Source organism: Peribacillus frigoritolerans (assembly GCF_001636405.1).
In the GTDB taxonomy this organism is placed as follows: Bacteria; Bacillota; Bacilli; order Bacillales; family DSM-1321; genus Peribacillus; species Peribacillus frigoritolerans.
Genome location: NZ_KV440950.1, coordinates 3529601 through 3553639, shown reverse-complemented (window position 1 = coordinate 3553639; position 24039 = coordinate 3529601). Strand labels below are relative to the sequence as shown.

Below are 24039 nucleotides of genomic sequence, written 5' to 3'. Positions count from 1 at the left end.
GGATCCTTCTAACTAAAAAAGGTGTAAAGGAATGTATTTAATTGTCGAAATAATCTAATATCATCGGTGGTTGTTATAGGTTAATATTAAATAATATGGTAATTTACCGCATATAAAATGGGCGTCCGTTTAAAAAACAAGGCTCAATTGAATGCAGCCGGTGGAGGGATTTTTATGGGTATAGCTATCGAAGAAAAACCGTCATTCCTATGTGCTAATTTTGAAGATGGAGTATTAATAGAAAAGGTCCGGCAAGGAAATATGGAGGCACTAGAAGTACTGATGAAAAAATATCAATCTTTTGTAAAGATTAAGGCTAACAGATACTTCTTAATTGGGGCAGATAGAGAAGATATTATCCAAGAGGGGATGATAGGATTGTTCAAAGCCATCAGGGATTTTAATGGCGAGAAACAATCTTATTTTAAAGCGTTTGCAGAACTATGTATCACGAGGCAGATTATTACAGCCATCAAGGCAGCTACTCGTCAAAAACATACTCCGTTAAATTCTTCAATTTCGCTTGATATGCCTATATATGAAGAAAATCCGGATCATACTCTTATGGAAGTAATGACAGACACCGTTATTTCTGATCCCGTTGCGATTTTGATAGATAAAGAATCTGCTGATGACTTGGAATTAAAATTATCTGAGGTTCTAAGTCCATTAGAAAAGAAGGTTTTGGCTTATTACTTAGAGGACCTCACTTATATAGAAATCTCTGATAAATTAAATACTCACGCCAAGTCTATAGATAATGCGTTGCAGAGAGTGAAGAGAAAATTGGAGAGTTTATTGGAACTTAGAAATAGACACGCAATAGAAGGCACATTCAATAGATAAAAGAGCCGTTTACTATTAAGTTGCTCTTTTGGCCAAAGGGTTTTTAACCCTTTGGCTTTATGTGTTTGAAAAACCTTAGTTGTATTTAATAGTGAAATTAAAAATACAACAAACACCGGTATGTAAGGAAGGGCACTGATGTTAACAGAAAGATAAAACGATTATTCTCAACAAGCAAGTGGAATAGACTATGCCATTCTACTAGCACCAATACTGTAATTGGCTACTTAATTTCTCTAGCTCACCTTTATGGACAACTTATTTTTTATGGGTACCCATCTATTATTTAGAAATATAGCCGAGTCTAGTAATATAGAAGACCATCGTTGTTATACTTTTATGTATTATGGCGTTTTTCTTTACCAAAGAAGGAACAAAAAGAATTCTCAACTTTAGAAGATTTTTCTAAAATAGTTTTTAGAATTCTGATAAAGATGCATGGGCTAAAATTTATATGCCTAAAAAAGATTTCAAAACATTTTTAAAACAGATGGCTGGTCCTGATGATGAAGAAACTATCACTTATAAAAGCATTGAATTAAAAGACTCTAAAACGATAGAAATGAAAGTGAACAACTCAGATGGTGGAAGTTTTGAGAACAGCATGCAAGCAGCTATTATGAATGCCTACATACGAGAACTATATAAACACTCTTAACTTTATGATGATAAAAAAGAACCTACTATCCGTACCGTTGATTTGAGCCAAACAGTTATTGCGGAAAACAAGAAGCCTATTGAATTCGATGAAGATTCCGAACAAAAACCTAAAGAGCTTGGGACCTTTAAACTAGGTGAAAAGGTAAATGTAGTAGGTCATATCAAAACATTAACAAATGTACATTACACAAAGGAAAGAAACGAATTCGAAGAAACACAGCCCAAAGAAGTATTGGGATTTGATATTGAATACCAAAATGGTACAAAAGAAGAATAAGTAGTTAGCCCAGGAAATTCTGAAGTGTATGACAGCAAAGGTGAAAAGATGGAGGTATATGCTCTCGATACATTTACAGAGAGTGTTCAAGCTAGTAAGCACGTTAACGGACCTGCTGCTTTGGGAGTAACCGATAATGCACCTTATGAAATCTTTTTCACAGATTATACTACGGGTAGCAAAGCAAAATGGATTATGGAAGTGAAATAATCATTTTCATGTTCATTTTTTAAAGCAGAAATTTTAGGCGAAAGGGTACTCACAACAATGGTGAGTACCTTTTTTTGTAATGCCTTTTATGTTTCGATCCTCTATATAAAAATATCAATGCATTGTTCTACAGTTGTTGCAGAGGCTAATTGTTTTGCTTTTGTAGCCAATACATCTGCCGGTTCTGTATCGAGAATAACACCAAATAAGTTTTCTATTTCATCCAAGCTTTTTTCTAAACGGGTAGAGATGATTGAAATCGCTATTTCTTTGACAAGTCTGTGTTCAGCCATGTTAATACTCACTTGAATCACCCCTTCTAATAAACTTAAATACCTATATTCGATTATCCAAGTCTTAATTCCTTTTAAGAAAAGAATATGTCGAAAAATATATCGACGCCATTTACTTAATAATTGGCTATGTAAAAGCTCTTGATTGTTTTTGAATAGTCCTGTAGTCAATTTTGGTATCCTGATTGCATCAAAATAAAAAGGTTAATCTGATATGACTGTGATGACTATACTGATATTGCTTCATTAAGCAATAGGAAAAGAGAATATATATTTGGGGTGTTGTCACGCTATTTACATTACATTGGAACTGCACAAGACTGACGCTTTGTCTTACAATCGTATGGATTTTATTTTTGGCTGTTATGTGCATTTTTGTCCGTCCTACAATCATCAAACTCATCGGCTGATTTTTTCTGCATGCTTCACTGTGTGCGAATAGATATCAAGCGTGATTCCACTATATCAAAGTCTTTGCCTTTCCTCTTCCAAAAATTCAGTAGATTTTGGTGGAATAATCGGAGTAACTAGTTTGTCATAGTGTATCTCTTATATTTACAAACGATTAATAAGCTTTAATATTCTGCATCGGTCTTTTTATGACAAAATCCTTAGTTTTTTCTCCATTTTTGACTAATACCATCAATTTCCGCCTTTTACATGTTATAAATGCCCGTAATAACCTCCTTTATTTTCGTGTTAACCGTGACTTTTGGTTTATCTTTCATACGAAGGAATAAAATCACATGAGTTTAACAGAGCATTTAAAATGGTCTGTTAATTTTGAGGGTAGGGTTTGCTATAAGGAATATAGCACCCCTCAAAAAAGGTTTTTTGGAGGTAATGTTGATGAAATCTGGCAATAGCGGTTTAAACAGACGTAATTTCTTAAAAGTTGGCGGAATGAGTACTTTAGCATTAACACTTGGTTCAACTGGGGTATTTTCTCTTGCGGGAGCTACAAAAGGATTTGCTGCAAGATCCAGCAATCCAACAAGCGGATTTGGTGGCTATGGCACACTAGTAAAAGATCCAAATGGAGTTCTCGATCTGCCAAGGGGATTTCATTACAAAATGCTTTCAAAAACTGGTGATATCATGCCTAATGGTGACCTTGTCCCATCTGCTCACGATGGAATGGCTGCCTATAAAGGGGAAAAGGGTACAACCATTCTTGTAAGAAACCATGAAAATGGGACAAATTCAGATTACCCTGTAAACGGGAAAAAACCTTGGAGCGCTGGTGCTGCCGGCGGCACAACCACAATAATCGTTGGACAAAATAACAAGGTCATTGATCAGTATGTATCAAGTTCAGGTACGATCCGTAACTGTGCGGGTGGAGCTACGACTTGGGGGACCTGGTTAACAATGGAAGAAACTCGAGATATGGGGCATGGCTTTGTATTTGAAGTAAATCCGCTTGATCCTGAAAACGAAATGTCAAGAACACCGATCCGTGATATGGGTTATTTCTCCCATGAAGCTGGGCATGTTGACCCTTCAACAGGAATTTGGTATTTAACCGAAGACGCAAGTCCAAGCTTCTTGTACCGTTTTACACCACATGACCGAAGTCAAAAGCTAGGTTCTCTGCAAAAGGGAGGTATCCTTGAAGCAGCAGCGATTGATGAATTGCCAGCTGCAGCTGCAAGTCAATTTAATACTGGACAAAAATTTGGGATTATCTGGAAAAAATTAAATCCTGAAATTGCACAGCAAGATGCTAAGGATGAAGGCTGCATTCAGTTTAGCCGCTTAGAAGGGGCTTATTTTTCTGAAGGTACTTTATGGTTTGATGATACAAGTGCAGGTTCATCACGCCTTGGCCGTGTTTATCGCTATACGCCAGCGACAAACAACTTAGAACTATTCTATGAGTCTACTGATAAAAATGATTTAGAAGCACCGGATAACATTACGATCACTCCTTGGGGAGATCTTTGGATCGCCGAAGATGGCGGCGGCAATGACCGTATCGTCGGATTAACTCCTGAAGGAAATATTTATACTTTCGCTGAGAATATGATGAACGGTTCTGAATTTGCTGGCCCTACATTTTCTCCAGATGGAAATACTTTCTTTGTGAATATGCAAACACCAGGTATCACCTTTGCGATATGGGGACCATTTGCACGCAGAAATTCTACCCGTAGACGAGCTATGAACCAGGCTTTGCCGCCAGCAAGTCTTGCTCCTGTTGTTTCGGATAAACTTACTGCATTCGCAGAAGAACAAGGCATGTCTATTTTAGAAGCAGCAGCTTTAGAGCGTCATGGCATGCCAATTTTATAAGTGATGATCTCATTTTTTGAGTACTAACAAACCATCATGGAATAGGGGGTGAGACGTTTGTTATCCAGTATCGGCATCCCTGGTTTAATTCTCATTCTAGTCATAGCGTTAATCATTTTTGGCCCTTCTAAATTACCCGAAATTGGAAGGGCATTTGGAAACACATTAAAAGAATTTAAAAAATCGACAAATGATTTGATCAGCAATGAAAATAAAGAAAAAACTAACTTTGAAGAAAAAAACAATCGAATAGCTCTTGAGAAATCGAAAAGACTGGAAACTAAATAACTATTTTTATCATTTAATAGAGTAAATGCATGGAGGAAATAGTATGAATATAATAAGGAAGATTTATTTGAAGGGCTGCTTTTCGCTGGCGATGGCTGCCGCTTTTGCCGCAATTCCCGATACGGCAGATGCGGAGGAAAAGCTCAAGGAGGGAGAGAGGTTTGAACTCACCATTCTCCAGACAAATGACTTTCATGGTCATTTGGATGACATCGTCACGCTGGATGATGGAACCGTTCATCACAATTCTGTTGCGAAGTATGCCACCATCATTGAAAGTGTGCGCAATGAAGAGGAGAATGTGCTTCTCGTCGATGGCGGGGATGTCTTCCTGCGCGGCGAGTTTCAAGCGGGTCAAGGAGAGTTGGAGACGTCCCTGTTGAAAGCTTTGGACTATGATGCAATGGCTCTCGGAAACAACGACTTCCGCGTATACCCTGCCGGGGAGGGCACACCGGACAGCCGTTATGAACAGTTAAAGGATTACCATCGCAACGTAAATTTCCCCATCCTTACTGGAAATGTCATTAATAGGGAAACAGGAAAGTACATACAGAATGTCAAGCCTTGGAAGAGTTTTGCTTTCTCAGGCGTTAAAGTCGGGATGATCGGCCTTACTTCGATGAAGCCGGAAATTCGCGGTTGGGATGATGTTGCAGACCTCGATTTCATCGAACCGGTTGAAGCGTTGAATGCGTTGCTTCCTGAAGTGAGTGAGAAGTCAGACGTAAACATTGTCCTTTCGCATGCTGGAAATCCCGAAGACCACAAGCTGGCTCAGGTTCCCGGAGTTTCGGCGGTAATTGGGGCAGATACACACAAGGTCATCGAAACTCCCGAATATGAATTCAACGGAGAGGTGATGGTGCCAATTACTCAAGCTGGCGGAGAACAAGAACATTATTTGGGCCGTCTTAATTTGACTTTTGAAGTCGTTGACGCCAAAATGACTTTGGTCGAATCCGATGGATTTCTCTACGACGTCACAAATGTTCCGGCTGATCCGGAGATACAAGCGATTATAGACGATTATCGTGCAGATTTGAAAGCGCAATAATCAACTCTTCATAGTACTATGAAGGAGGGACAAAGCTAGGTTATTCGCTTTGTCCTTTCTAAATAATGATAAAGTAAATACTGGAAGGGGGTGTACAAGTCGATGAAAACTAATTGACTGGCGCCTTTTTTATTTTTGCCCACCCGCCATTTCCACTGACGGGAGTTGAACTTAGTGTAGAGTTTATCTGTTTAGTTTAGCTTAATTCCACTAATTAATGTGCTAAAAAGGATCGTTAGGGAACAAAGCATTTGTTATGCCATTGAGATTGCGAAGATTTTCGTTTGAAATTCCATTAAATTCCCTTTTTTGTTTGCTGGAAATCGTTTGAAAGAATTTTTGATATCCATAAACAACCAGTTATTTTTTTAACCGCTGATGGTCATTATAAATAAAGAAGAAGGGGCTACTGATTACGTATGATTCGCATCATATAGTAAATGAGGTGTTAGTTAAAGACGTTTAACTTAACTACTGATAGCTTCATTAAAAAATCGATTCGAGCAAGGAGATGGTTCTCTTGCACGTAAAAGCAGAAAACTCATTCAATAATTGTCATTTATGCTTTGAAAGTTGATGAAACTTTTAAGATATAGGGGATGATTGCTTTGGATGGTAAACTCTAGTCAGATACCAGTTCTTACTCTAATGTAGATGAGGTGTTTATCGCAGAGAATTTATGCTGATTCGAAATGAAGCAAACCCCTTTTTCAGGCAGGGTGCAACGTTCCGTTGCATCCTGTTTTTATGTATTTTCTTATTATCCAGCGTGAGCAATTTTATTATTCCCTTATACTCGTATGTGTTTTCATTTTACGGTAACCTGTGATGTTATAAATCAAATTCCATTTCAAACCTATGCATGGGTAAAAACAATTTCATAAAAAATGATCAGTCATTCATTTTTACTATCTTTTATATGACCGGAACGTACGACTTTAGTTTTTAAATATTTTTCATTAAACTCGGAAATGTCTCCCCATAACGGAACTCTGCCTGCAACATTGGCACCTGAGTTTTGGAGAGCTTCTAATTTTCTCGGATTGTTGGTGATAAGAGTCACTGGGTTAGAGCGCAGTTTTTTTAACACCCGAATGGCGTCATCGTAGTTACGTGCGTCATCCACAAATCCAAGCTCCAAATTCGCTTCCACCGTATCCAATCCTTTTTCTTGCAGAACATAAGCCATGGCTTTACTAAATAATCCGATGCCCCTTCCTTCGTGATTCGCTAAATAAAATAAAGCTCCGGATCCTTGAGTTGCAATCATCTTCATAGCCTGCTTTAATTGGAAGCCACAATCACAGCGTTTGCTTCCGAATATATCGCCAGTATGACAAATACTATGCATCCGGATAAGTGCATCAGCTGAATGTTGAAAATCTCCATACAGTAACACGCTGGATTGCTGCATTTCCGCTAAGTTGGAAGAGGCTAAAGTTTCAATGATCTTATCTATATTATAAGTGCCGTCACCACAAAAATGACCCGCCATATTCTCACATCGTAACCAGCAATACCATTGGAATATAATTGTTTCGCCCTCTAAGTTTACGGGTAATTTGATTGGGCCGACTAAATAAATGGATGTTTCATCACTTTTAATAACGTTAATTTTATCTTCTAATATCAAAGCCACTTTTTCATTAATCATATAAACTTCCTCCCGAAACTAAGATAACGTTTACTAGTTCATTTCATATTGTACCCAAAAAAGTCCAAAAATTTACCAATGCAAAAGAAAGGCGTAAAAGTCCTTTTTTAGTGATGGAAAACTTGATTTCCGTATAATCCAAAATTTAACAAGAATAACCTCAATAACGCAAAATTATTGTTTTTACCCACTATTTTACATTTAATTTATTTTCAATAGTTAGATAGTGAAATTTGTTTATTTAATTTACATATAATCGAAGGAGAAAAAGTAAAGTGTTATTTGGCTCTTGGTGATAGTTGAAAATGGAAAACCTTTCCGTTAACATATAATTAGAATCATATAATAGGAGGTTGCGCATTGGTTTTACACATTAAAGAAGTTACGAAAAAATTCGGGGATTTCACAGCAGTCAACAAGCTTGATTTAACTATCCCCGAAAAAGAAATGTTCGGCTTTTTAGGCGGGAATGGAGCGGGGAAAACGACCACGTTCCGGATGATACTCGGCCTGCTTGACCCTACTGAAGGGGAAGTTGTCTGGGATGGTAAGAAAATCGATTATACGACCAGTTCCATGATTGGCTATCTTCCTGAGGAACGCGGACTATATCCAAAACTGAAGGTGCGCGATCAAATTGTTTATTTGGCTAGATTAAGAGGGATGAACAAACGCGATGCTTTGAAAGAATTGGAGTATTGGCTGGACCGCTTTATGGTGCCCGAGTATATCGATAAGCGAGTTGAAGAGCTTTCAAAGGGAAATCAACAAAAAATCCAGCTGATCGCATCCATGATCCATAAACCTGAATTACTTATTCTTGACGAACCCTTCAGCGGACTGGATCCAGTGAATGTGGAAATCCTGAAGAAAGCGGTCATTGACTTAAGGGACAGCGGCACGACGATCGTTTTCTCGAGCCATCGCATGGAGCATGTCGAAGAGATGTGTGAGCATCTTTGCATCATGCATAAAGGTTCACCTGTTGTGGCTGGAAAGTTAAAAGAAATCAAGCGTTCTTTTGGTAAAAAAAATGTCTCAATTAAAGCAGATTTTGATCTATCTTTCTTGGATCATTATGCAGGTGTAACAAAAGTCAAGAACACGATGGAAGGGAAAATTCTTCAGGTAACTGGTGAAGATGTGGCTGAGAGCATGCTACGTGATCTTGTTCCAAGAGGTTTCGTCCGGAAATTCGAATTGGAAGAACCATCGCTGACGGATATTTTCATTGAAAAAGTAGGTGCCGTCTATGAATAAATTTTGGATTGTCCTTTCCCATACATACCTATCAAAATTAAAGACGAAATCCTTTATCATTTCTACAATCATTATGATGGCACTGATTCTCGTTCTTTCGAATCTTTCGAATCTTATTGATAAATTCGACAGTGATGAACAGGAAAAGGTTGCCGTAATCGATCAGACTGAAGGCGGTTTATTTGATTCTTATAAAAATGCTGTAGCAGGTGTGAACGATGACCTATCGATAATATCCGTCCAGGATGAAAAGGAAGCGGAGGAAATGGTCAGCGCGGAGGAAATCGTTGGGTATTTATTAATCCAAAAGGATAAAACTCTCGGCTTCAAGGGAACGTACAAAGCGAATCAAATTTCAGATTCTGCGGTAAGTAATGATTTACTATTAGCGCTTACTCAATTGAAGGGTCAAATAACGGCGAAGGAATTGAATTTGACAGAGCAGCAAATCGCTCAATTGAATACGCCGCCAGCATTTGATACGATTGCTCTTCAGAAAAATGCAAAAACGGAAGAGGATCTCAATCAAGCACGCGGTCTCGTGTATGTGCTCCTATTCGTGATTTACTTCGGTGTGTTGATGTATGCAACGATGATTGCAATGGAAGTGGCTACTGAGAAAACATCACGAGTCATGGAAATCCTGATTTCAAGTGTCCCGCCAGTCACTCAGATGTTTGCCAAAATAATGGGTGTTGCTTTACTTAGTCTTACTCAAATGATTTTATTTTTTGCGGTGGGCTATTTCTCGATTAAACAAAACTTGACAGGTATGGATGAAGGATTCTTTTCATTTTTCGGTTTCGGCAGCACAGATATCTCAACGATCATTTATGCAATCATCTTCGCTTTGCTTGGGTATTTTCTGTACGCGACTCTTGCAGCATGCCTTGGGTCCGTGGTCAGCAAAATTGAAGATGTCCAGCAAATGATTTCACCGATGACCATGTTAGTTGTCATCGCCTTCATGATTGCGATGTTTGGACTGGGGAATCCGTCAGCCAGTTATATTACGATCACATCATTCATTCCCTTTTTCACGCCGATGATCATGTTCTTGCGCGTAGGGATGCTTGAAGTTCCATTCTGGGAAATCGCCATCAGCATAGGAGTGTTGATCTTAACGATTGTTTTACTTGGAATAATCGGAGCAAAAATCTATCGTGGTGGAGTCTTGATGTATGGTAGCTCAAAATCACTGAAAAGCATCAAGAATGCCTTGCAATTATCCAAGAAAAATTAGCATGAAACCTGGATCCTTCATTCCTGTTGGAGGGGTTCAGGTTTTATTAAGTTAATAATATAGGAACGAAAAGGAGCATAGATATAAGGGAACATAAAATATATTCCCTTTATGCAACCACGATTAGGAGTGAATTATTATGAGCAATCTGGTAACGTTGACGATAGTTTCAGAAGCGTTTCTCTTGTTGTCCTTCATCATTATTATTTTATCAACCAAGAATCCGAAAAAGAATGTTCTCTGGGTCATCCTGTTCATCATTGGAGCTGCTCCGCTTTTATATTTAGCCATAGATCATGTGAAAAACGATTATATGGACGCAAATATCGGACTGGGCCTTGCCTTTATGTATACCTGGTTATACAGCGCAGTTGCTTTTATCATTGGCATCATTCTTTTAGTGAAAAAGAAAAGGAATAATAATATGTCAAAAGAACTGTGATAATCACGTTGGGATCTTAATTAAGTGAAAATTAAAAGATTGAGGATACATGACCTATACCCCGAATAACGGACAAACATCAAAAAGTCCCTTATCCGGGGTTTTTTTATGTTTCAATAGTTAGAATGAGAAATGAGTCTCGTTATCGATTGGGACTAAAGAAAATGGCACCGGTACAAAACTGGGACCACCTATTAGCCGCATAGGCGCCTTGTTATACTGTCCGAAAAAGGGGCATAGTTCATTTTAATGAGGCAGTGTCTTTTTTTTGAAGTAGATGGAGAGATCATCTAAGTAGCCCTTCTGTAATCCTGAAGTTCCTTTTTAATATTATTAATACTTATATACAAATTAAAATATTTAATTTTATTTAACTATTATTTATGAGTATACTTAAAATGTAACAATAGTTTAAATATTCAAAATAGTTGGCAATTCAAAGTCTTCTATGTGAGAAAAGGGGTGGAATTCATTTAATGAGTTATAACTTAAACGAAAATCTAAAACGAAGCGCAAGTAATTTCCCAGAAAGTATCGCTTATATCTATGGAGATAAAAGTGTTACTTATCAAGAATTAAATCAGAATGTGGATCAATTGGCTGTTGGTCTGTATGTACAAGGAATCAGGAAGGGAGATGGAGTGGCTCTTATTTTAGGAAATAGCCCTGAATTTCTCATTGCGTACTACGGTATTTTACGGCTTGGTGCATTTGTTGTTCCGATCAATCCTTTTTATACCCAAGGGGAAATCAAATACTTATTAGACAATTGTCAAGCCAAAGCGGTCATTACTCATGTATCTGTAAAACCGAAGTTATCTGAAGTAAAAAAGCAATTGGAAAATTTGAAGCTTGTGGTTTATATCGAAGCCGAGGATAAGGAATTGACATGGGAGTGTCTCATGGAAACAAGCACAAGTATTAATGCTTGTGGAAGCCCTTACATTGATGATGAAGATCTTGCAGTCATTCTATACACATCAGGAACAACCGGGAAACCAAAGGGTGCAATGTTAACGCATCGGAACTTGGTTTCAAATGCGGACTCCATTTCAAAATTATTAGAATTCGATGATAAAGATCGTGTAGTAGCTGTTCTGCCTATGTTCCATGTATTCTGTATGACAGTTTGTCTGAATGCGCCAATTGCTAGTGGGGCAACAGTCCTTATCCAGCCTAAATTCAGCCCTCATGACGTGGTCAGCACCATTCGAGAAAAAAAGGCAACCGTGTTTGCTGGTGTACCAACGATGTACAGTTTTATCTATCAATTGCCTGAAGCGATTGCGGAGGATTGCCAATCTATTCGCATGTGTATCTCTGGAGGTGCCTCGATTTCGGCAGAGCTGCTGCATAAATTTGAAAACAAGTTTAATGTTTCTATCTTGGAAGGATATGGGCTTTCGGAAACTGCTCCTCTCGTCGCTATTAATCCATTAAAAGGAACTCGCAAGCCAGGTTCTATCGGCTTGAATATTCCAGCTGTCCAAAGCAAAGTTGTAGGTGAGTTCGGAAAAGAATTGCCGAGAGGAGAAGTCGGAGAATTAGTTGTTCAAGGGCCAAATGTAATGAAGGGATATTTGGGGATGCCGGAAACTACTTCAGCTGCTTTTAATGACGGGTGGTTTTACACTGGTGATCTCGCAACAATGGATGAAGAAGGATACATCTACATTGTTGACCGGAAGAAGGACATTATTATTGTTGGAGGCTACAATGTATATCCTCGTGAAGTGGAGGAAGTCCTGTATCAACATCCTGCTGTAGTAGAGGCTGCCGTAATCGGAGTTCCAGATGGGGAATACGGTGAAAGTGTTAAAGCTTTTGTCGTAGTTAAGGATGAGCGTATCACCATGAATGACATTATTCAATTCTGTCAGGATAGACTGGTGAAGTACAAACTTCCTAAACGAGTAGAGTTTTTTAAAGAACTGCCTAAGAATTCAACAGGGAAGATTTTGCGCAGAGAGTTAAGAGAATTGACTGAAGTAACAAATGAAGCAACTTATTAAAGGGGGATTAATTATGTCAACCATTTTAAAGGAAAAAGTTAAAGGGCAAGTAGCGTGGAAAGGCACTGATCTGGCTAAAGATGATTCATGGGTTTATTATTTGTCTGAAAAAACGATTGCCTCTCTTGAGAACGCTTTAGTTCATGTTAAACAAAAGGGTTTAAAAGCACCTGATTTTAGCAAAGAGGATTTTCCGATAACTGATTTATATGAAGAAATCGTTTATTTTGTTGAAGAGCTGGAGAATGGGAGAGGGTTCCTATTAATTCGTGGATTACCTATTGAAAGGTATACAGATGAAGATGTAAGCATCATTTACTGGGGTCTCGGACTTCACATGGGCATTCCGGTATCACAAAACGCAAATGGTGACCTCTTAGGGCACGTCAAAGATCAAGGTTTTAGCTTGGAAAATTCTAATGTACGTGGTTATCAAACGAAACTGCATCTTCCATTTCATGCAGATGGATCTGATGTTGTTGGATTATTAAGCCTGCGAAAAGGGAAATCTGGAGGGCACAGCAGTATCATAAGTTCCATGACTGTTTACAATGAAATTTTGGAGAGAAATCCGGAATATCTAGGAGTTCTCTGTCGTCCATTTTTCTTTGATCGCCGTGGAGAGGAAGCTCCGGGAGAACCTCCAGTATTTAAATCATCAATCTTTAATTATTATGATGGTAAACTGAGCTGTAGATATGTCCGTTTATTTATCGAATCAGCTCAAGCAAAAACTGGCATCCAATTGTCGAAAGTGGAAATTGAAGCATTAGACTTACTGGATTCCCTCCTCCATGATGAGAATTTGCATTATAATATGATGTTGGAGCCGGGGGATATGCAGTTCGTCAATAATTATACGATTCTGCACTCACGTACTCAATACGAAGACTATGAGGAGCCGGAACGCAAACGTCATCTCTTAAGATTGTGGCTCACAATGCCAAATGGTCGGGAAATTTCCCCGGAATTCGCGATGTTTATTGATGAGAATACGGGTAAACCAGGTCGCGGCGGCGTACCGCAACGTAAAACAACATCTGGCGGTATTGTAGAAACCCTGAAGTGATTTTTATAAAACGTTTAGTAAGAACGAGTGGGAACACCTTTTAAGAACTCAGAAAAAGGTGTTCCTTATATAGTAAAACGTGGGGGATTTACATGACAAGCACTCCAAAATATTCTTGGATTATCTTATTATTTCTTGTTCTTAGCGGGATGATTAACCAAGTGGATAAAATAATTATTGGCTTGGTTTCAGTTCCTTTAATGAAAGAGTTACATTTAAGTCCAACGCAATGGGGAGTCGTAGGAAGTTCTTTCTTTTGGTTCTTTACCTTCTCATCTATTATTCTTGGCGGCATGGCAGATTCAAAAAACACGAAAAAAATGTTAACTTGGATGTCCGTGATTTGGTTGATAGTTCAATTTGTTACCCCTTTCGTTAGCAGTTTATCTATGCTTTTGTTAACCAGAATGATTTTGGGAGCTGGTGAAGGTCCTGCCCCCGCTCTATCCACGGCAATCATGGGGAAATGGTTCCCGAAACATAGGCACGGCATCGGCTTTGGTGCGGTTCTATTAGGAACGACCGGAGGATCTGCGATCGCTTCACCATTATTAATCTCCTTGATTGATCATTATGGATGGAGATCTGCATTTATAGCGATGGGTATTCTGGGACTGATTGTGCTGGTTTTATGGATGATTTTCGGTAAAGAAAGTCCTCAAGAAATCGGCTATCCGTCGATACAGCATAAGGAGCAGCAATCATCCAGCCTCTCTAAAGTTTCTTGGAGTCAGTTTCTTCCGCATTTGATATCTAAAAATTTTATTCTGATCGTTCTGTGCGGGGGTTGTGCCTATTGGTTATTGTCCGTACAAGCGGTATGGCTTCCGGCCTATTTCACCAAAATTCAACATTTTAATGGTCAAACATTAAAATTAGCCGTGTCTTTACCTTTTCTTTTTGCAGCCTTTTTCCAATTAGGATTTGCCATTCTATCAGATCGGCTCTATCGTAAAACCGGAGATATTCGTAAAGCACGAATAAATCTTGCCGGTATAACGATGATGTTATCCGCTTTATGCTTATACCTAGCAAATGCCGCGAATTCCACGGCGATGTCCATATTGTTCTTCACCCTTGCTCCGGGTTTTGCGTATGTCATTCTTTCACTCGCACCCGCAATATTGATGGAGTTTTTTTCTCCTCAGAATATTGGAAAGGCACAAGGGACGTTCATTGCACTTGCGAGTACTACAAGTATTATCGCTCCACTCGTATTTGGCTATTTTATTCAAAATGCGGAGACTGAAGCTATCGGATATGGATACGCATTTCAAGCCTCTTCTTTAGGGATGCTCATAATCGGATTATTGTTTTGGATCGGTGTACGTCCCGCAAAGGAAAGCCGCACAATAAATGAAACAGATGAGCATGTGAGCATTTAAGAGATATAAAACGTAGATTGAAAGATTCTTAGAAAGATTATATTGATCTAACTTATTTATAAGTTACAAATGATAATTTCATTTAATGAAAAATTAATAAGTGTACCAATATTAAATTCAAAATATTCGATCTATTACAGTGGTATAACAAATATAAAGGAGGAATATGTATGTCAGTTATTTTAAAGGAAAAAATTCAAGGGCGTTCAGCGTGGAAAGGTATCGAACTGGAAAAAGATGATTCATGGATTTATTATTTGTCAGAGAAAACCCTTGCAGCTTTAGACAAGGCTGTATTACACGTTCAACAAAAAGGGTTAAAGGCCCCCAACTTTAACAAGGAGGATTTCCCTATTCCTGATCTCACTGATGAAATTGCTTATTTTGTTGACGAGCTGGAGAATGGGAGGGGATTTCTATTGATTCGTGGATTACCAATGAATCAATATACCGACGATGAAGCTGGTATCATTTACTGGGGTCTTGGACTACACTTGGGCCTACCGATCATTCAAGGAAAAAAGGGTGACCTCTTAGGGCATATCAAAAATATGGGTAAAGACTTCAATGATAATACAACAGTTAGAGGTTACCAAACGAATGTACGTCTTGACTATCACACAGATCTCGCTGATGTTGTCGGATTACTATGTCTTCGTAAAGCGAGATCTGGCGGTTTGAGCAGCATCGCTAGTGCGATGTCTATCTATAATGAAGTGCTGGATAAACACCCAGAGTACCTTGAAATTCTCTATCGTCCTTTCGCCCATGATCTTCGTGGGGAAGAAGCACCAGGTCAATCTCCAGTAGTTCCATCACCGGTCTTTAGCTATTACGATGGTAAATTAAGCTGCAGATATATGCGTCAATATGTAGAATCAGCACAAATGAAAACAGGTATCTCTTTGTCAAAAGAGGAAATCGAAGCATTTAATTTTATAGATTCCCTTACTGCTGATAAAAACTTTCATATTGATATGATGATGGAACCGGGTGATATGCAATTCGTTAATAATTATACCGTTTTTCATTCACGTACACTATTTGTAGACTATGAAGAAGATGACCGCAAACGTCATTTATTAAGATTGTGGCTCATGATGCCAAATGGCCGAAAAATCGCTCCAGGTTTCGAGTTTTATATAGGAGGAGCACCTGTAACTAGATAAAAACCGGTGGTAATAATAATCACCAAATATTTCTTGTATGGTGGTTTTATTCAACGAAAATGATGAATAAAATCACCATTTTATGTTTCTATAACTGGTTAATTTTCGAAAAAACTGAAGTGAGGATGATGTTTTTTGATAAATTTAGATCCGCAAGCAGTGAAATATTTACAAGCATTTAATCAGCTGCCATCTATTCATACGATGGATCATAAGTCAGTAAGAGAGATGCTTTCTAAAGCACCGCGTTCTGCCGCAAAAACGGAACCGCTTTCAAAAGTTGAGGTATTCATGATTCCTGTAAGCCAGGATGAAACAATTAAATGCAGGGTATATATACCGGAAGGGCAAGGTCCTTTCCCTCTATTTATTTACTACCATGGTGGAGGATGGGTTCTAGGAGACATTGAATCATCGGATGCTAGCTGCCGAATGATAGCGAATCGAACGGAAAGTATCGTTGTATCCGTAAACTATCGTCTTTCTCCAGAGTATAAGTTCCCGACTCCAGTAGAAGACGCCTATTCCGCATTGCAATGGGTTTTTGAAAATGGGCCTTCATTTAACGGAGATGTTTCTCGATTGGTAGTTGGAGGGGATAGTGTAGGTGGAAATCTAGCGACTGTAATTACGATGATGGCTAGAAACAAAAAAGGTCCAAACATCGCTGCACAGGTCTTAGTCTATCCTGCTACAAATCTTGAGTTCAATACGGAATCCCATCGAACGTTTGCAAAAGGATTTGGTCTTGATCGCGAACAGTTGATTTGGTTCCGTGATCATTATTTAAGGAATAGTGAGGACAGGTGTAATGAGTATGCTTCCCCCTTGGTAGCACAAGATTTGAGTGGTCTCCCGCCAGCAATTATTATTACAGCGGAAAATGATGTGCTTCGGGATGAAGGAATGGCCTATGCTGAACGTCTGAAAGATTTTGGTGTTCAAGTTGAATATGAATGTGAACCCGGGATGGTCCACGGATTTTTTGTACAAATGGATATTTTCTCAAAGAACATAGAATTGACTGTTTCTAGGATCGAGAAGTTCTTGAGTTCCTTAAAATATACAATTGGGACAGATTGAAAGAAAATGTTTTAAATGAAGCGAGCCTCAGAATTTAGTGAGGCTCGCTTTTTAAAATAACCTATTTAATTTTACAAACGAAACAGTAACAATCGTAACCCTAGGCATTTAGTAATAAACGGTATTTCCAATTCCACCGGTTACCGAAATGACATCGCCAGTTATCGATGCCGCCAAAGGTGAGGCTAGGAAGGTAACGACATAAGCAATTTCCTCTGGTGTAATCAAGCGGCCGAGGGCATTCATTGATGCTGCCTGGCGTATAGCTTCCTCATTAGTGACAAGGCCTCTAAACGTTTCAGTATCGACAATCCCTGGATAAACAGCATTGACAGTAATTTCGTGCTTTCCTAATTCTAATGATGCGGATTTTGTCATATGGACAACAGACGCATTACGGGGTCCGGAACTAAAATAATTACCGCCTATTCTAGCTGCAAGACCACTTATATTGATAATACGTCCCCAATTATTTTGAATCATATAAGGAGCAACAGCCCGGATACAACGAAAATAGCCCAAATACTTTTCCTCAAAATCTTTCAGGATAAGTTCATCTTTAATGCTGTTAAATTCCTCTGGTTCATGGCCTCCAACACGGGCTCCACTGTTGATTAAAATATCAATGCTTCCCATTTCTGCTGCTGATTTTTCAACTAAATTTAGGATAGAGTCAGGATCATTAGTATCTGCCACGATTGGATAAATACTTCTGTTGGTTTCTTTGGCCAATTCTTCTGCTGCATTCTTTAGTGAAGATTCGTTTCTTGAACAAATCGTACAATCTACACCTTCCAAAGCCAACTGACGGGCAATAGCTTTGCCAATACCCCTGCTTCCTCCAACGATAAGTGCTTTTTTTCCAGATAATTTTAAGTCCATAGTTCAACCCCCTGTTTCGAATTAACTTGTATTAGACTCTGCTTGAAAGTTATTTATGAGAATAGTTAATCATTTCTATCTTTGATTCTACCTATAAATGATAATTATATAAAATTAAAAATTTTAAATTGCAGTTAAGTTTTATTAATATTATGATATGCATTGTACGATTTCCATGTACAAGGATATTGTATTTTCCATTTATTAGTAAGGGTGATTTGCAGATTAAATTTTTTAATTTTATTTTACTGAAAATTATGAATATAATTAACGAAATAACAATTATAACAGTCAGAAGTTATTTAGAGCGCTTTCATGGAGGTGAAGGGGGGAAACAAGGAACATCATTTATTAAGCAATAATTGTTTGTATAAGGGTCTGAAAGTTAGTGGCAGTCGCTGTTGAAGTAGGAAAACAGCCCAAACTTTTTCATTAGTTAAAATTGCAAAACGAAGGAGGGTCCTCGTTGCCGTCTATTTTAAATGGGAAAATTCATGGACCAGTAGCTTGGAAAGGTATTGATTTAACAAAAAATGATTCATGGATTTATTATTTGTCAGAGAAAACGATTGCAAATCTTGAAAGCGCTTTATTTTATGTAAAACAAAAAGGGTTAAAGGCACCTGATTTTAACAAGGAGGACTTTCCAATTCCGAATCTTTCTGACGAAATAACCTATTTTATAAACGAACTGGAAAATGGGAGAGGTTTTCTATTAATTCGTGGCTTACCAATAGAAAAGTATACAGATGAAGAAGCAAGCATCATTTACTGGGGTCTCGGAGTCCACCTGGGCATCCCGGTAACGCAAAACGCAAAAGGTGATCTATTAGGGCATGTTGTTGACCAAGGACTCGACATTAGTGATTCAAATGTACGTGGTTACCAAACGAAGGCTCATCTTCCCTTTCACGCAGATGGATCTGACGTAGTCGGATTATTAAGTCTTCGAAAAGCTAAAGCTGGCGGTTACAGTAGTATCGTAAGTTCCATCGCGGTTTACAATGAAATTCTGGATAGGTACCCAGAGTATCTTGGAATTCTCTATCTTCCATATTTCTTGGATCGTCGTGGTGAGGAAACACCAGGTGAATCTCCTGTTTATTCGTCACCAGTCTTTAGTTATTACGAAGGTAAATTAAGCTGCAGATATAACCGCGGATATGTCGAATCGGCACAAGTGAAAACAGGGAAATATTTGTCAAAAGTTGAAACTGAAGCATATGACTTGATGGATTCCCTCCTTTATGATGAAAACATGCATATTGATATGATGATGGAACCGGGTGATATGCAATTTGTTAATAATTATACTGTTCTTCATTCACGTACTGTATACGAAGACTATGAAGAACCTGAACGCAAACGTCATTTATTAAGATTATGGCTCACGATGCCAAATGGGCGAGAAATTGCGCCAGACTTCGCGATGTTCATTGATGAGAAAACTGGTAAAGCGGGTCGCGGCGGCATTCCGGTACGCGACAAAACAGCTGGAGGTATTGAAGATAAAATGAGGTAATGGGATTAATAAATTTAAAGAGTTTAGACAAGGTTAAACACGGAAGATTTACCTTTAAAAACTTTTAAAACACCATTGATTCATGTTGACGGAATAGAAGGGGAGATTATTAATTTGAAAACACCTAAATATTCTTGGATCATATTATTAATTCTTGTAGCTTCAGGTATGATCAACCAGGTTGATAAAATTATCATTGGTTTGGTTTCTGTTCCTCTAATGGAAGAGTTACATTTAAGTCCTTCACAATGGGGAATTGTCGGGAGTTCGTTTTTTTGGTTCTTTACCTTTTCATCTTTCATTCTAGGGGGAATGGCCGATTCAAGAAATACGAAAAAAATGTTTACTTGGATCTCGTTTATCTGGTTGATTGTTCAATTTACCACTCCTTTTGTTTCCAGTCTGTCTTTGCTAGTTTTAACAAGAATGGTCTTGGGAGCAGGAGAAGGTCCTGCAGTTGCTATATCAACTTCAATAATAGGAAAGTGGTTTCCTAAACATAGACATGGTATAGGTTTTGGTGCTGTTCTCTTTGGAGCAACAATCGGGCCCGCGATTGCTTCGCCATTATTAATCTCCTTGATCAATGGATATGGATGGAGATCTGCTTTTATAGCAATGGGAATTGTTGGACTAATGGTGCTAGTTTTATGGTTGATTCTTGGAAAAGAAAGCCCAAAAGAAGTCGGTTCGTATACTTTTGATCTAGAAGATAAGCACTCAATAATTTCTTCTAATGTTTCTTGGCGTCAGTTTCTTCCGTATCTATTATCTAAAAATTTTATTTTTATCGTTTTGTGTGCAGGCTGTGCCTATTGGTTATTGTCCGTTCAAGCTGTATGGTTTCCTGCATATTTTACCGAAATTAAACGTTTTGATGGGGAAATGTTAAAACTTGCAGTGTCTTTACCTTTTCTTTTTGCTGCCCTTTGCCAAATTGTCTTTGCCTTGTTATCGGATTGGCTTTATCGCAAAACAGGAGATATTCGTAAAGCACGAATAAATGTTGCAGGGATTACGATGGTGCTATCCGCTATTTGTTTATTTCTTGCAAATGCCTTTAATTCTAGTTCTATTTCCATTCTATTCTTCATCCTTGCTCCGGGTTTTGCGATTGTTATTCTTTCACTTGCACCCGCCATATTAATGGAATTATTTTCACCCAAAAACATTGGAAAGGCTCAAGGGACCTATGTGGCTCTATCAAGTTCAACAAGCATTATTGCTCCACTAATATTCGGGTATTTTATCCAGTATGCAGGAACAGAGGCAATTGGATATGGTTATGGCTTCCAAGTAACTTCTTTGGTTATGTTCGTAATCGGATTATTGTTTTGGGCCATTGTCCGTCCTGTGAACCAAAATCAGATAAAACCTGAGGAACAAGTTATTGTATAAAAATCATTAATAGGTGAATCAAGGAGGGAAATAAACTATGTGTAAAAATGAAAAGGCCGTTTCTGAGATGGACTGTTGTGTATTGTGTCGTGAAGAATTAGCTATTATGGAGCGAAATCGCAGCAAGTGCTGGAGTTGTCAGGATAAGATAACCGAGACTTACGCTGATGATCATATCGAAGTGGAGGAATGAATAATTCAGTAGTTTCGTAACAGGATTTGAACTATACCCCGGATAACGGACACACATAAAAAAGTGTCCCTTATCCGGGTTTTATTTGTTCAATAGGTTTAAAGAGTATGGAAGGAGGATTTCCATGAGACTCTGAATTTCAGATTAACGAACTTAAAAAGAATCCTACTATCATAAGTGCTTCAGAGCGGCCTAACTCCTAAAATCATGAATTTAAAACAAAAGCTGTTAAGGAATATAATAAGGGGAAATCCCCCTCTCAAATTTTCTTGGAACATGGATTTAATTTCGAAATAATTGGTAAGGAACAACCTAAGCGTTGTCTACATCGCTGGTATGATACCTTTGAAAGGGTTTGGTGAGGAAGGCTTTTCTTACGGAACACAGTGGAAAAGGAAGTATAAGACGCCCTTCTTCCAAGCCACTGTTTGTAGAGGGTCAACTTAAGAATGCCGAAGCGTGAATCAAATTCCTTGAAGCTGAAAATGAGTTTCTAAAAAACTGGAAGAGTTAGAAAGGCGGGCAGAAACAATTGTGGGGTGGATGATTGGGAATGGGGTTACTGCTTACCAATAAAAAGATTAAGAATATAGTAGGTGAGAACAAGCTCTTTGAAAAGCAATTTTTAAGTGGAGAATTGGAAGTAGAGCTTGTTGATTTTACTGAGGGAATGTTTCTTGCTGAAACTCAAGAAGGTGTTTCACTTGATGAAGTGATGGAAAAGACATGTGGTGAAGGGGATGGCCAAAAGGCTTCTATTAAAAGGTAGAGAGATAACACTGCTAATTTCTGTTAGGGTAGAGATAGATTTTAAAAAAGAGAAGCTTTTCGCCACCTTGAGGCGAAGAGCCTTCTCTTTTTTTCTTTTTTAATTCTTAATGATTTCTGATTTTAAATAATCAATATATTTGTTGGCAAAACTGGACAAATGCTTATTCTCTGAACGAACTAATCCTAAAGAAATATTTACAGTCGGGTGATACACCAAATCAATTGGAACGATATCGCCATTAATGATAAGGGGATAGTTTTTCATTACGAAATCAGGAGCAAATGTAATTGCCAAATTTTCATTGACGGCTTGGAGAACTCCATCCATATTATTTGATGTAAATAAGATTTTCAAGGGCTTATATTTATGAAAGAATTCTTTTACAAAATACTGCATAAATTCACCCTTATATGTCACGAGGGTTTGATCAAGTATATCATTCGGGGTTATAGTACCAAGGATGGCTAAGGGAGAATGCTTAGAAACATATACTTTCTGCTTCCCTTCGATAAATGCTTCAAAAGCTATTCCTTCCATGTTTATGTTCAAATCACTTGAATACGTAATCAGTCCAATGTCAGTCTTGTGCTGTCGAACATCTTCAATTACAGCAGATCCACTTTTATCGGAAACCTCCAAATTTACGTACGGATAATCATGTCTAAACGATGCTATCGCTTTTACCAGGAACGTCATCAATCCAGGTAATGACGAAATTTTTAGTTCCCCCACTTCCGTGGAATTCAATAAGTTAGCAGTCTCTTTTATTTCCTCAAGTTTTTTTTGAACTTCATAGGCGAGTTTCAGAATGATTCTTCCTTCATCGGTTGGGACAGCGCCGTGTCCCCGTGACCGCTTAAGAACTTTAATCCCCAACTCCTTTTCCAAGTTAGTTATGGACTGGCTGATGTTAGATTGAGTCACATGTAGATTCTGTGCTGCGATAGACAGAGAATTGTATTTTGCGACTTCTACGATATATAGTAATTGTTCAATATTCATGACTGTTCTCCTTTTTTAAATATTAGTAATACTTACTTACCACATTAAAATCTTTAATTTTATTTAATTATAATTTATTAGTATAATCAATATCAATAATATTTTAAAATCTTTGAATATTCAAAAAAACAGGAGGAGAACTAGAATGTCATTGAACCAATTGTTTGATTTAAATGGTAAGACAGCAATCGTGACCGGAGGCGGCAGCGGGTTAGGTCGTGTAATGGCACTGGCGTTGGCAGAAGCCGGAGCAAACGTTGTTGTATGTTCACGGCGTTTAGAGGTTTGCGAAGCAGTTGTAAAGGAAATTGAGGCGTTAGGAAGACAGGGACTTGGTCTATCATTGGATGTCACGGATCGGGAATCTGTCGTTCAAGGTGTAGAGAAAGCGATTTCTCATTTTGGGAAAATCGAAATTTTAGTCAACAACAGCGGAACAGTTTTTGAGTCTCCTGCTACTGATATGCCTATAGAACAATGGCAAGCTATGCTGGATACAAATGTGACAGGAACATTCTTGATGTGTCAGGCAGTTGGAAAACATATGATTAATAACGAATACGGTAAAATCATTAATATTTCTTCTAGTATCGGCTTTAAAGGAGTTGACCCGGAAGCTGTGGATTCTGTTGGATATACAACCAGTAAGGGTGCAGTCATGACTTTAACGAAGGATCTAGCAGTTAAGTGGGGCCGGCATGGGGTGTATGTAAATTCAATTGCCCCTGGAGTTTTCACTACAGGAATGAATAACCCAGAAATACCGGGAACACTTGTACACAAAGCAGGTCCTTTCATTGCCTCACAAGTTCCTGTTAGAAGATTAGGCAGTGACAATGATTTGGTAGGTGCACTCCTATACTTTGCTTCAGCAGCATCTGATTATTGTACTGGACATATTTTGACTCTTGATGGTGGACTTGGGGCTAAGTAAACATTTGGTTGCTTAAATTAACCATACTTAATTGCGATTAAAAAATAACGATTTTACTTAATTGGCAATTATGAATATACTGAATTCAATAAT

The 24039-nt window shown here is 38.2% G+C and carries 22 protein-coding genes and 1 pseudogene; 19 read left to right on the top strand and 4 right to left on the bottom strand.

The window, feature by feature from the left end; translation table 11 throughout:
- The first annotated feature begins 174 nt into the window (after window positions 1-174).
- From sigH to A6755_RS16890, 4 genes are all read left to right on the top strand, one after another.
- Window positions 175-846 (top strand): RNA polymerase sporulation sigma factor SigH, encoded by a 672-nt coding sequence (gene sigH / locus A6755_RS16905; RefSeq protein WP_063591411.1) that lies wholly within the window; start codon window positions 175-177, stop codon window positions 844-846.
- A gap of 454 nt (window positions 847-1300) precedes the next feature.
- Window positions 1301-1504, top strand: a complete 204-nt coding sequence (locus tag A6755_RS16900; RefSeq protein WP_063591410.1) for a hypothetical protein — start codon at window positions 1301-1303, stop codon at window positions 1502-1504.
- A 42-nt stretch (window positions 1505-1546) separates the two neighbouring features.
- Complete coding sequence (locus A6755_RS16895; RefSeq protein ID WP_063591409.1) at window positions 1547-1783, top strand: hypothetical protein; 237 nt, start codon at window positions 1547-1549, stop codon at window positions 1781-1783.
- A gap of 24 nt (window positions 1784-1807) precedes the next feature.
- A complete protein-coding gene (locus A6755_RS16890) occupies window positions 1808-1993 on the top strand; it encodes a hypothetical protein (RefSeq protein WP_063591408.1) in 186 nt (61 codons plus the stop codon).
- A 101-nt stretch (window positions 1994-2094) separates the two neighbouring features.
- Here A6755_RS16890 and A6755_RS16885 read toward each other — a convergent pair whose 3' ends face one another.
- Window positions 2095-2457, bottom strand: a complete 363-nt coding sequence (locus A6755_RS16885; RefSeq protein WP_063591407.1) for a hypothetical protein — start codon at window positions 2455-2457, stop codon at window positions 2095-2097.
- A 678-nt stretch (window positions 2458-3135) separates the two neighbouring features.
- Here A6755_RS16885 and A6755_RS16880 point away from each other — a divergent pair.
- The 3 genes from A6755_RS16880 to A6755_RS16870 are packed head-to-tail and all read left to right on the top strand — an operon-like array spanning window position 3136 to window position 5926.
- Complete coding sequence (locus A6755_RS16880; protein WP_063591406.1) at window positions 3136-4581, top strand: alkaline phosphatase PhoX; 1446 nt, start codon at window positions 3136-3138, stop codon at window positions 4579-4581.
- Between the two features lie 57 nt (window positions 4582-4638).
- On the top strand, window positions 4639-4869 hold the full coding sequence (tatA, locus tag A6755_RS16875; RefSeq protein ID WP_063591405.1) for a twin-arginine translocase TatA/TatE family subunit: 231 nt from the start codon (window positions 4639-4641) through the stop codon (window positions 4867-4869).
- Between the two features lie 43 nt (window positions 4870-4912).
- Entirely contained in the window at window positions 4913-5926 is a 1014-nt protein-coding gene (locus tag A6755_RS16870; protein ID WP_063591404.1) for a bifunctional metallophosphatase/5'-nucleotidase, read from the top strand.
- 895 nt (window positions 5927-6821) lie between these two features.
- Here A6755_RS16870 and A6755_RS16865 read toward each other — a convergent pair.
- Complete coding sequence (locus A6755_RS16865) at window positions 6822-7580, bottom strand: GTP cyclohydrolase II (RefSeq protein ID WP_063591403.1); 759 nt, start codon at window positions 7578-7580, stop codon at window positions 6822-6824.
- A 360-nt stretch (window positions 7581-7940) separates the two neighbouring features.
- On the opposite strand from A6755_RS16865, the gene A6755_RS16860 reads away from it, so the two are divergent.
- The 8 genes from A6755_RS16860 to A6755_RS16825 all read left to right on the top strand — a co-directional run bounded on the left by A6755_RS16860 (window position 7941) and on the right by A6755_RS16825 (window position 17243).
- Window positions 7941-8840 (top strand): ABC transporter ATP-binding protein, encoded by a 900-nt coding sequence (locus A6755_RS16860; RefSeq protein WP_034312767.1) that lies wholly within the window; start codon window positions 7941-7943, stop codon window positions 8838-8840.
- Window positions 8833-10083, top strand: coding sequence for an ABC transporter permease (locus A6755_RS16855; protein ID WP_063591402.1), 1251 nt, complete (start codon window positions 8833-8835; stop codon window positions 10081-10083). The genes A6755_RS16860 and A6755_RS16855 overlap by 8 nt, the downstream gene beginning before the upstream one ends.
- A 139-nt stretch (window positions 10084-10222) precedes the next feature.
- Window positions 10223-10525: a hypothetical protein gene (locus A6755_RS16850; protein ID WP_052137438.1), complete on the top strand. Its 303-nt coding sequence runs from the start codon at window positions 10223-10225 to the stop codon at window positions 10523-10525.
- Window positions 10526-11001: 476 nt separating this feature from the next.
- On the top strand, window positions 11002-12537 hold the full coding sequence (locus tag A6755_RS16845) for a long-chain-fatty-acid--CoA ligase (RefSeq protein ID WP_063591401.1): 1536 nt from the start codon (window positions 11002-11004) through the stop codon (window positions 12535-12537).
- Between the two features lie 13 nt (window positions 12538-12550).
- Window positions 12551-13606 (top strand): TauD/TfdA family dioxygenase, encoded by a 1056-nt coding sequence (locus tag A6755_RS16840; RefSeq protein WP_063591400.1) that lies wholly within the window; start codon window positions 12551-12553, stop codon window positions 13604-13606.
- A 92-nt stretch (window positions 13607-13698) separates the two neighbouring features.
- Entirely contained in the window at window positions 13699-14991 is a 1293-nt protein-coding gene (locus tag A6755_RS16835) for an MFS transporter (protein ID WP_063591399.1), read from the top strand.
- Between the two features lie 170 nt (window positions 14992-15161).
- Complete coding sequence (locus A6755_RS16830) at window positions 15162-16160, top strand: TauD/TfdA family dioxygenase (protein WP_063591398.1); 999 nt, start codon at window positions 15162-15164, stop codon at window positions 16158-16160.
- Between the two features lie 135 nt (window positions 16161-16295).
- Entirely contained in the window at window positions 16296-17243 is a 948-nt protein-coding gene (locus tag A6755_RS16825; RefSeq protein WP_063591397.1) for an alpha/beta hydrolase, read from the top strand.
- Window positions 17244-17351: 108 nt separating this feature from the next.
- Here the strand turns inward: A6755_RS16825 and A6755_RS16820 are convergent, their stop codons facing one another.
- Window positions 17352-18125 (bottom strand): SDR family NAD(P)-dependent oxidoreductase, encoded by a 774-nt coding sequence (locus A6755_RS16820; RefSeq protein WP_063591396.1) that lies wholly within the window; start codon window positions 18123-18125, stop codon window positions 17352-17354.
- A 466-nt stretch (window positions 18126-18591) separates the two neighbouring features.
- Here A6755_RS16820 and A6755_RS16815 point away from each other — a divergent pair, with 466 nt between their 5' ends.
- The 3 genes and pseudogenes from A6755_RS16815 to A6755_RS28285 form a co-directional block, all read left to right on the top strand.
- Window positions 18592-19647 carry a TauD/TfdA family dioxygenase gene (locus tag A6755_RS16815; protein WP_063591395.1) on the top strand — a complete coding sequence of 352 codons (1056 nt, stop codon included), beginning with the start codon at window positions 18592-18594 and terminating at the stop codon, window positions 19645-19647.
- Window positions 19648-19761: 114 nt separating this feature from the next.
- Window positions 19762-21045 (top strand): MFS transporter, encoded by a 1284-nt coding sequence (locus tag A6755_RS16810; RefSeq protein WP_063591394.1) that lies wholly within the window; start codon window positions 19762-19764, stop codon window positions 21043-21045.
- 720 nt (window positions 21046-21765) lie between these two features.
- Window positions 21766-21893: pseudogene (locus A6755_RS28285) on the top strand (succinyl-CoA--3-ketoacid-CoA transferase); the annotation flags it as partial.
- Window positions 21894-22106: 213 nt separating this feature from the next.
- On the opposite strand, the gene A6755_RS16800 reads toward A6755_RS28285, so the two are convergent.
- Entirely contained in the window at window positions 22107-23012 is a 906-nt protein-coding gene (locus A6755_RS16800; RefSeq protein WP_057276023.1) for a LysR family transcriptional regulator, read from the bottom strand.
- 145 nt (window positions 23013-23157) lie between these two features.
- Here A6755_RS16800 and A6755_RS16795 point away from each other — a divergent pair, with 145 nt between their 5' ends.
- Entirely contained in the window at window positions 23158-23946 is a 789-nt protein-coding gene (locus tag A6755_RS16795; RefSeq protein ID WP_057276022.1) for an SDR family NAD(P)-dependent oxidoreductase, read from the top strand.
- Window positions 23947-24039 lie beyond the last annotated feature (93 nt).

Bases quoted from the DNA above. Each gene is read 5' to 3' on its own strand.
- sigH (WP_063591411.1), top strand. From the start codon at position 175: ATGGGTATAGCTATCGAAGAAAAACCGTCATTCCTATGTGCTAATTTT.
- A6755_RS16900 (WP_063591410.1), top strand. From the start codon at position 1,301: ATGCCTAAAAAAGATTTCAAAACATTTTTAAAACAGATGGCTGGTCCT.
- A6755_RS16880 (WP_063591406.1), top strand. From the start codon at position 3,136: ATGAAATCTGGCAATAGCGGTTTAAACAGACGTAATTTCTTAAAAGTT.
- A6755_RS16870 (WP_063591404.1), top strand. From the start codon at position 4,913: ATGAATATAATAAGGAAGATTTATTTGAAGGGCTGCTTTTCGCTGGCG.
- A6755_RS16865 (WP_063591403.1), bottom strand. From the start codon at position 7,580: ATGATTAATGAAAAAGTGGCTTTGATATTAGAAGATAAAATTAACGTT.
- A6755_RS16855 (WP_063591402.1), top strand. From the start codon at position 8,833: ATGAATAAATTTTGGATTGTCCTTTCCCATACATACCTATCAAAATTA.
- A6755_RS16850 (WP_052137438.1), top strand. From the start codon at position 10,223: ATGAGCAATCTGGTAACGTTGACGATAGTTTCAGAAGCGTTTCTCTTG.
- A6755_RS16845 (WP_063591401.1), top strand. From the start codon at position 11,002: ATGAGTTATAACTTAAACGAAAATCTAAAACGAAGCGCAAGTAATTTC.
- A6755_RS16840 (WP_063591400.1), top strand. From the start codon at position 12,551: ATGTCAACCATTTTAAAGGAAAAAGTTAAAGGGCAAGTAGCGTGGAAA.
- A6755_RS16835 (WP_063591399.1), top strand. From the start codon at position 13,699: ATGACAAGCACTCCAAAATATTCTTGGATTATCTTATTATTTCTTGTT.
- A6755_RS16830 (WP_063591398.1), top strand. From the start codon at position 15,162: ATGTCAGTTATTTTAAAGGAAAAAATTCAAGGGCGTTCAGCGTGGAAA.
- A6755_RS16820 (WP_063591396.1), bottom strand. From the start codon at position 18,125: ATGGACTTAAAATTATCTGGAAAAAAAGCACTTATCGTTGGAGGAAGC.
- A6755_RS16800 (WP_057276023.1), bottom strand. From the start codon at position 23,012: ATGAATATTGAACAATTACTATATATCGTAGAAGTCGCAAAATACAAT.
- A6755_RS16795 (WP_057276022.1), top strand. From the start codon at position 23,158: ATGTCATTGAACCAATTGTTTGATTTAAATGGTAAGACAGCAATCGTG.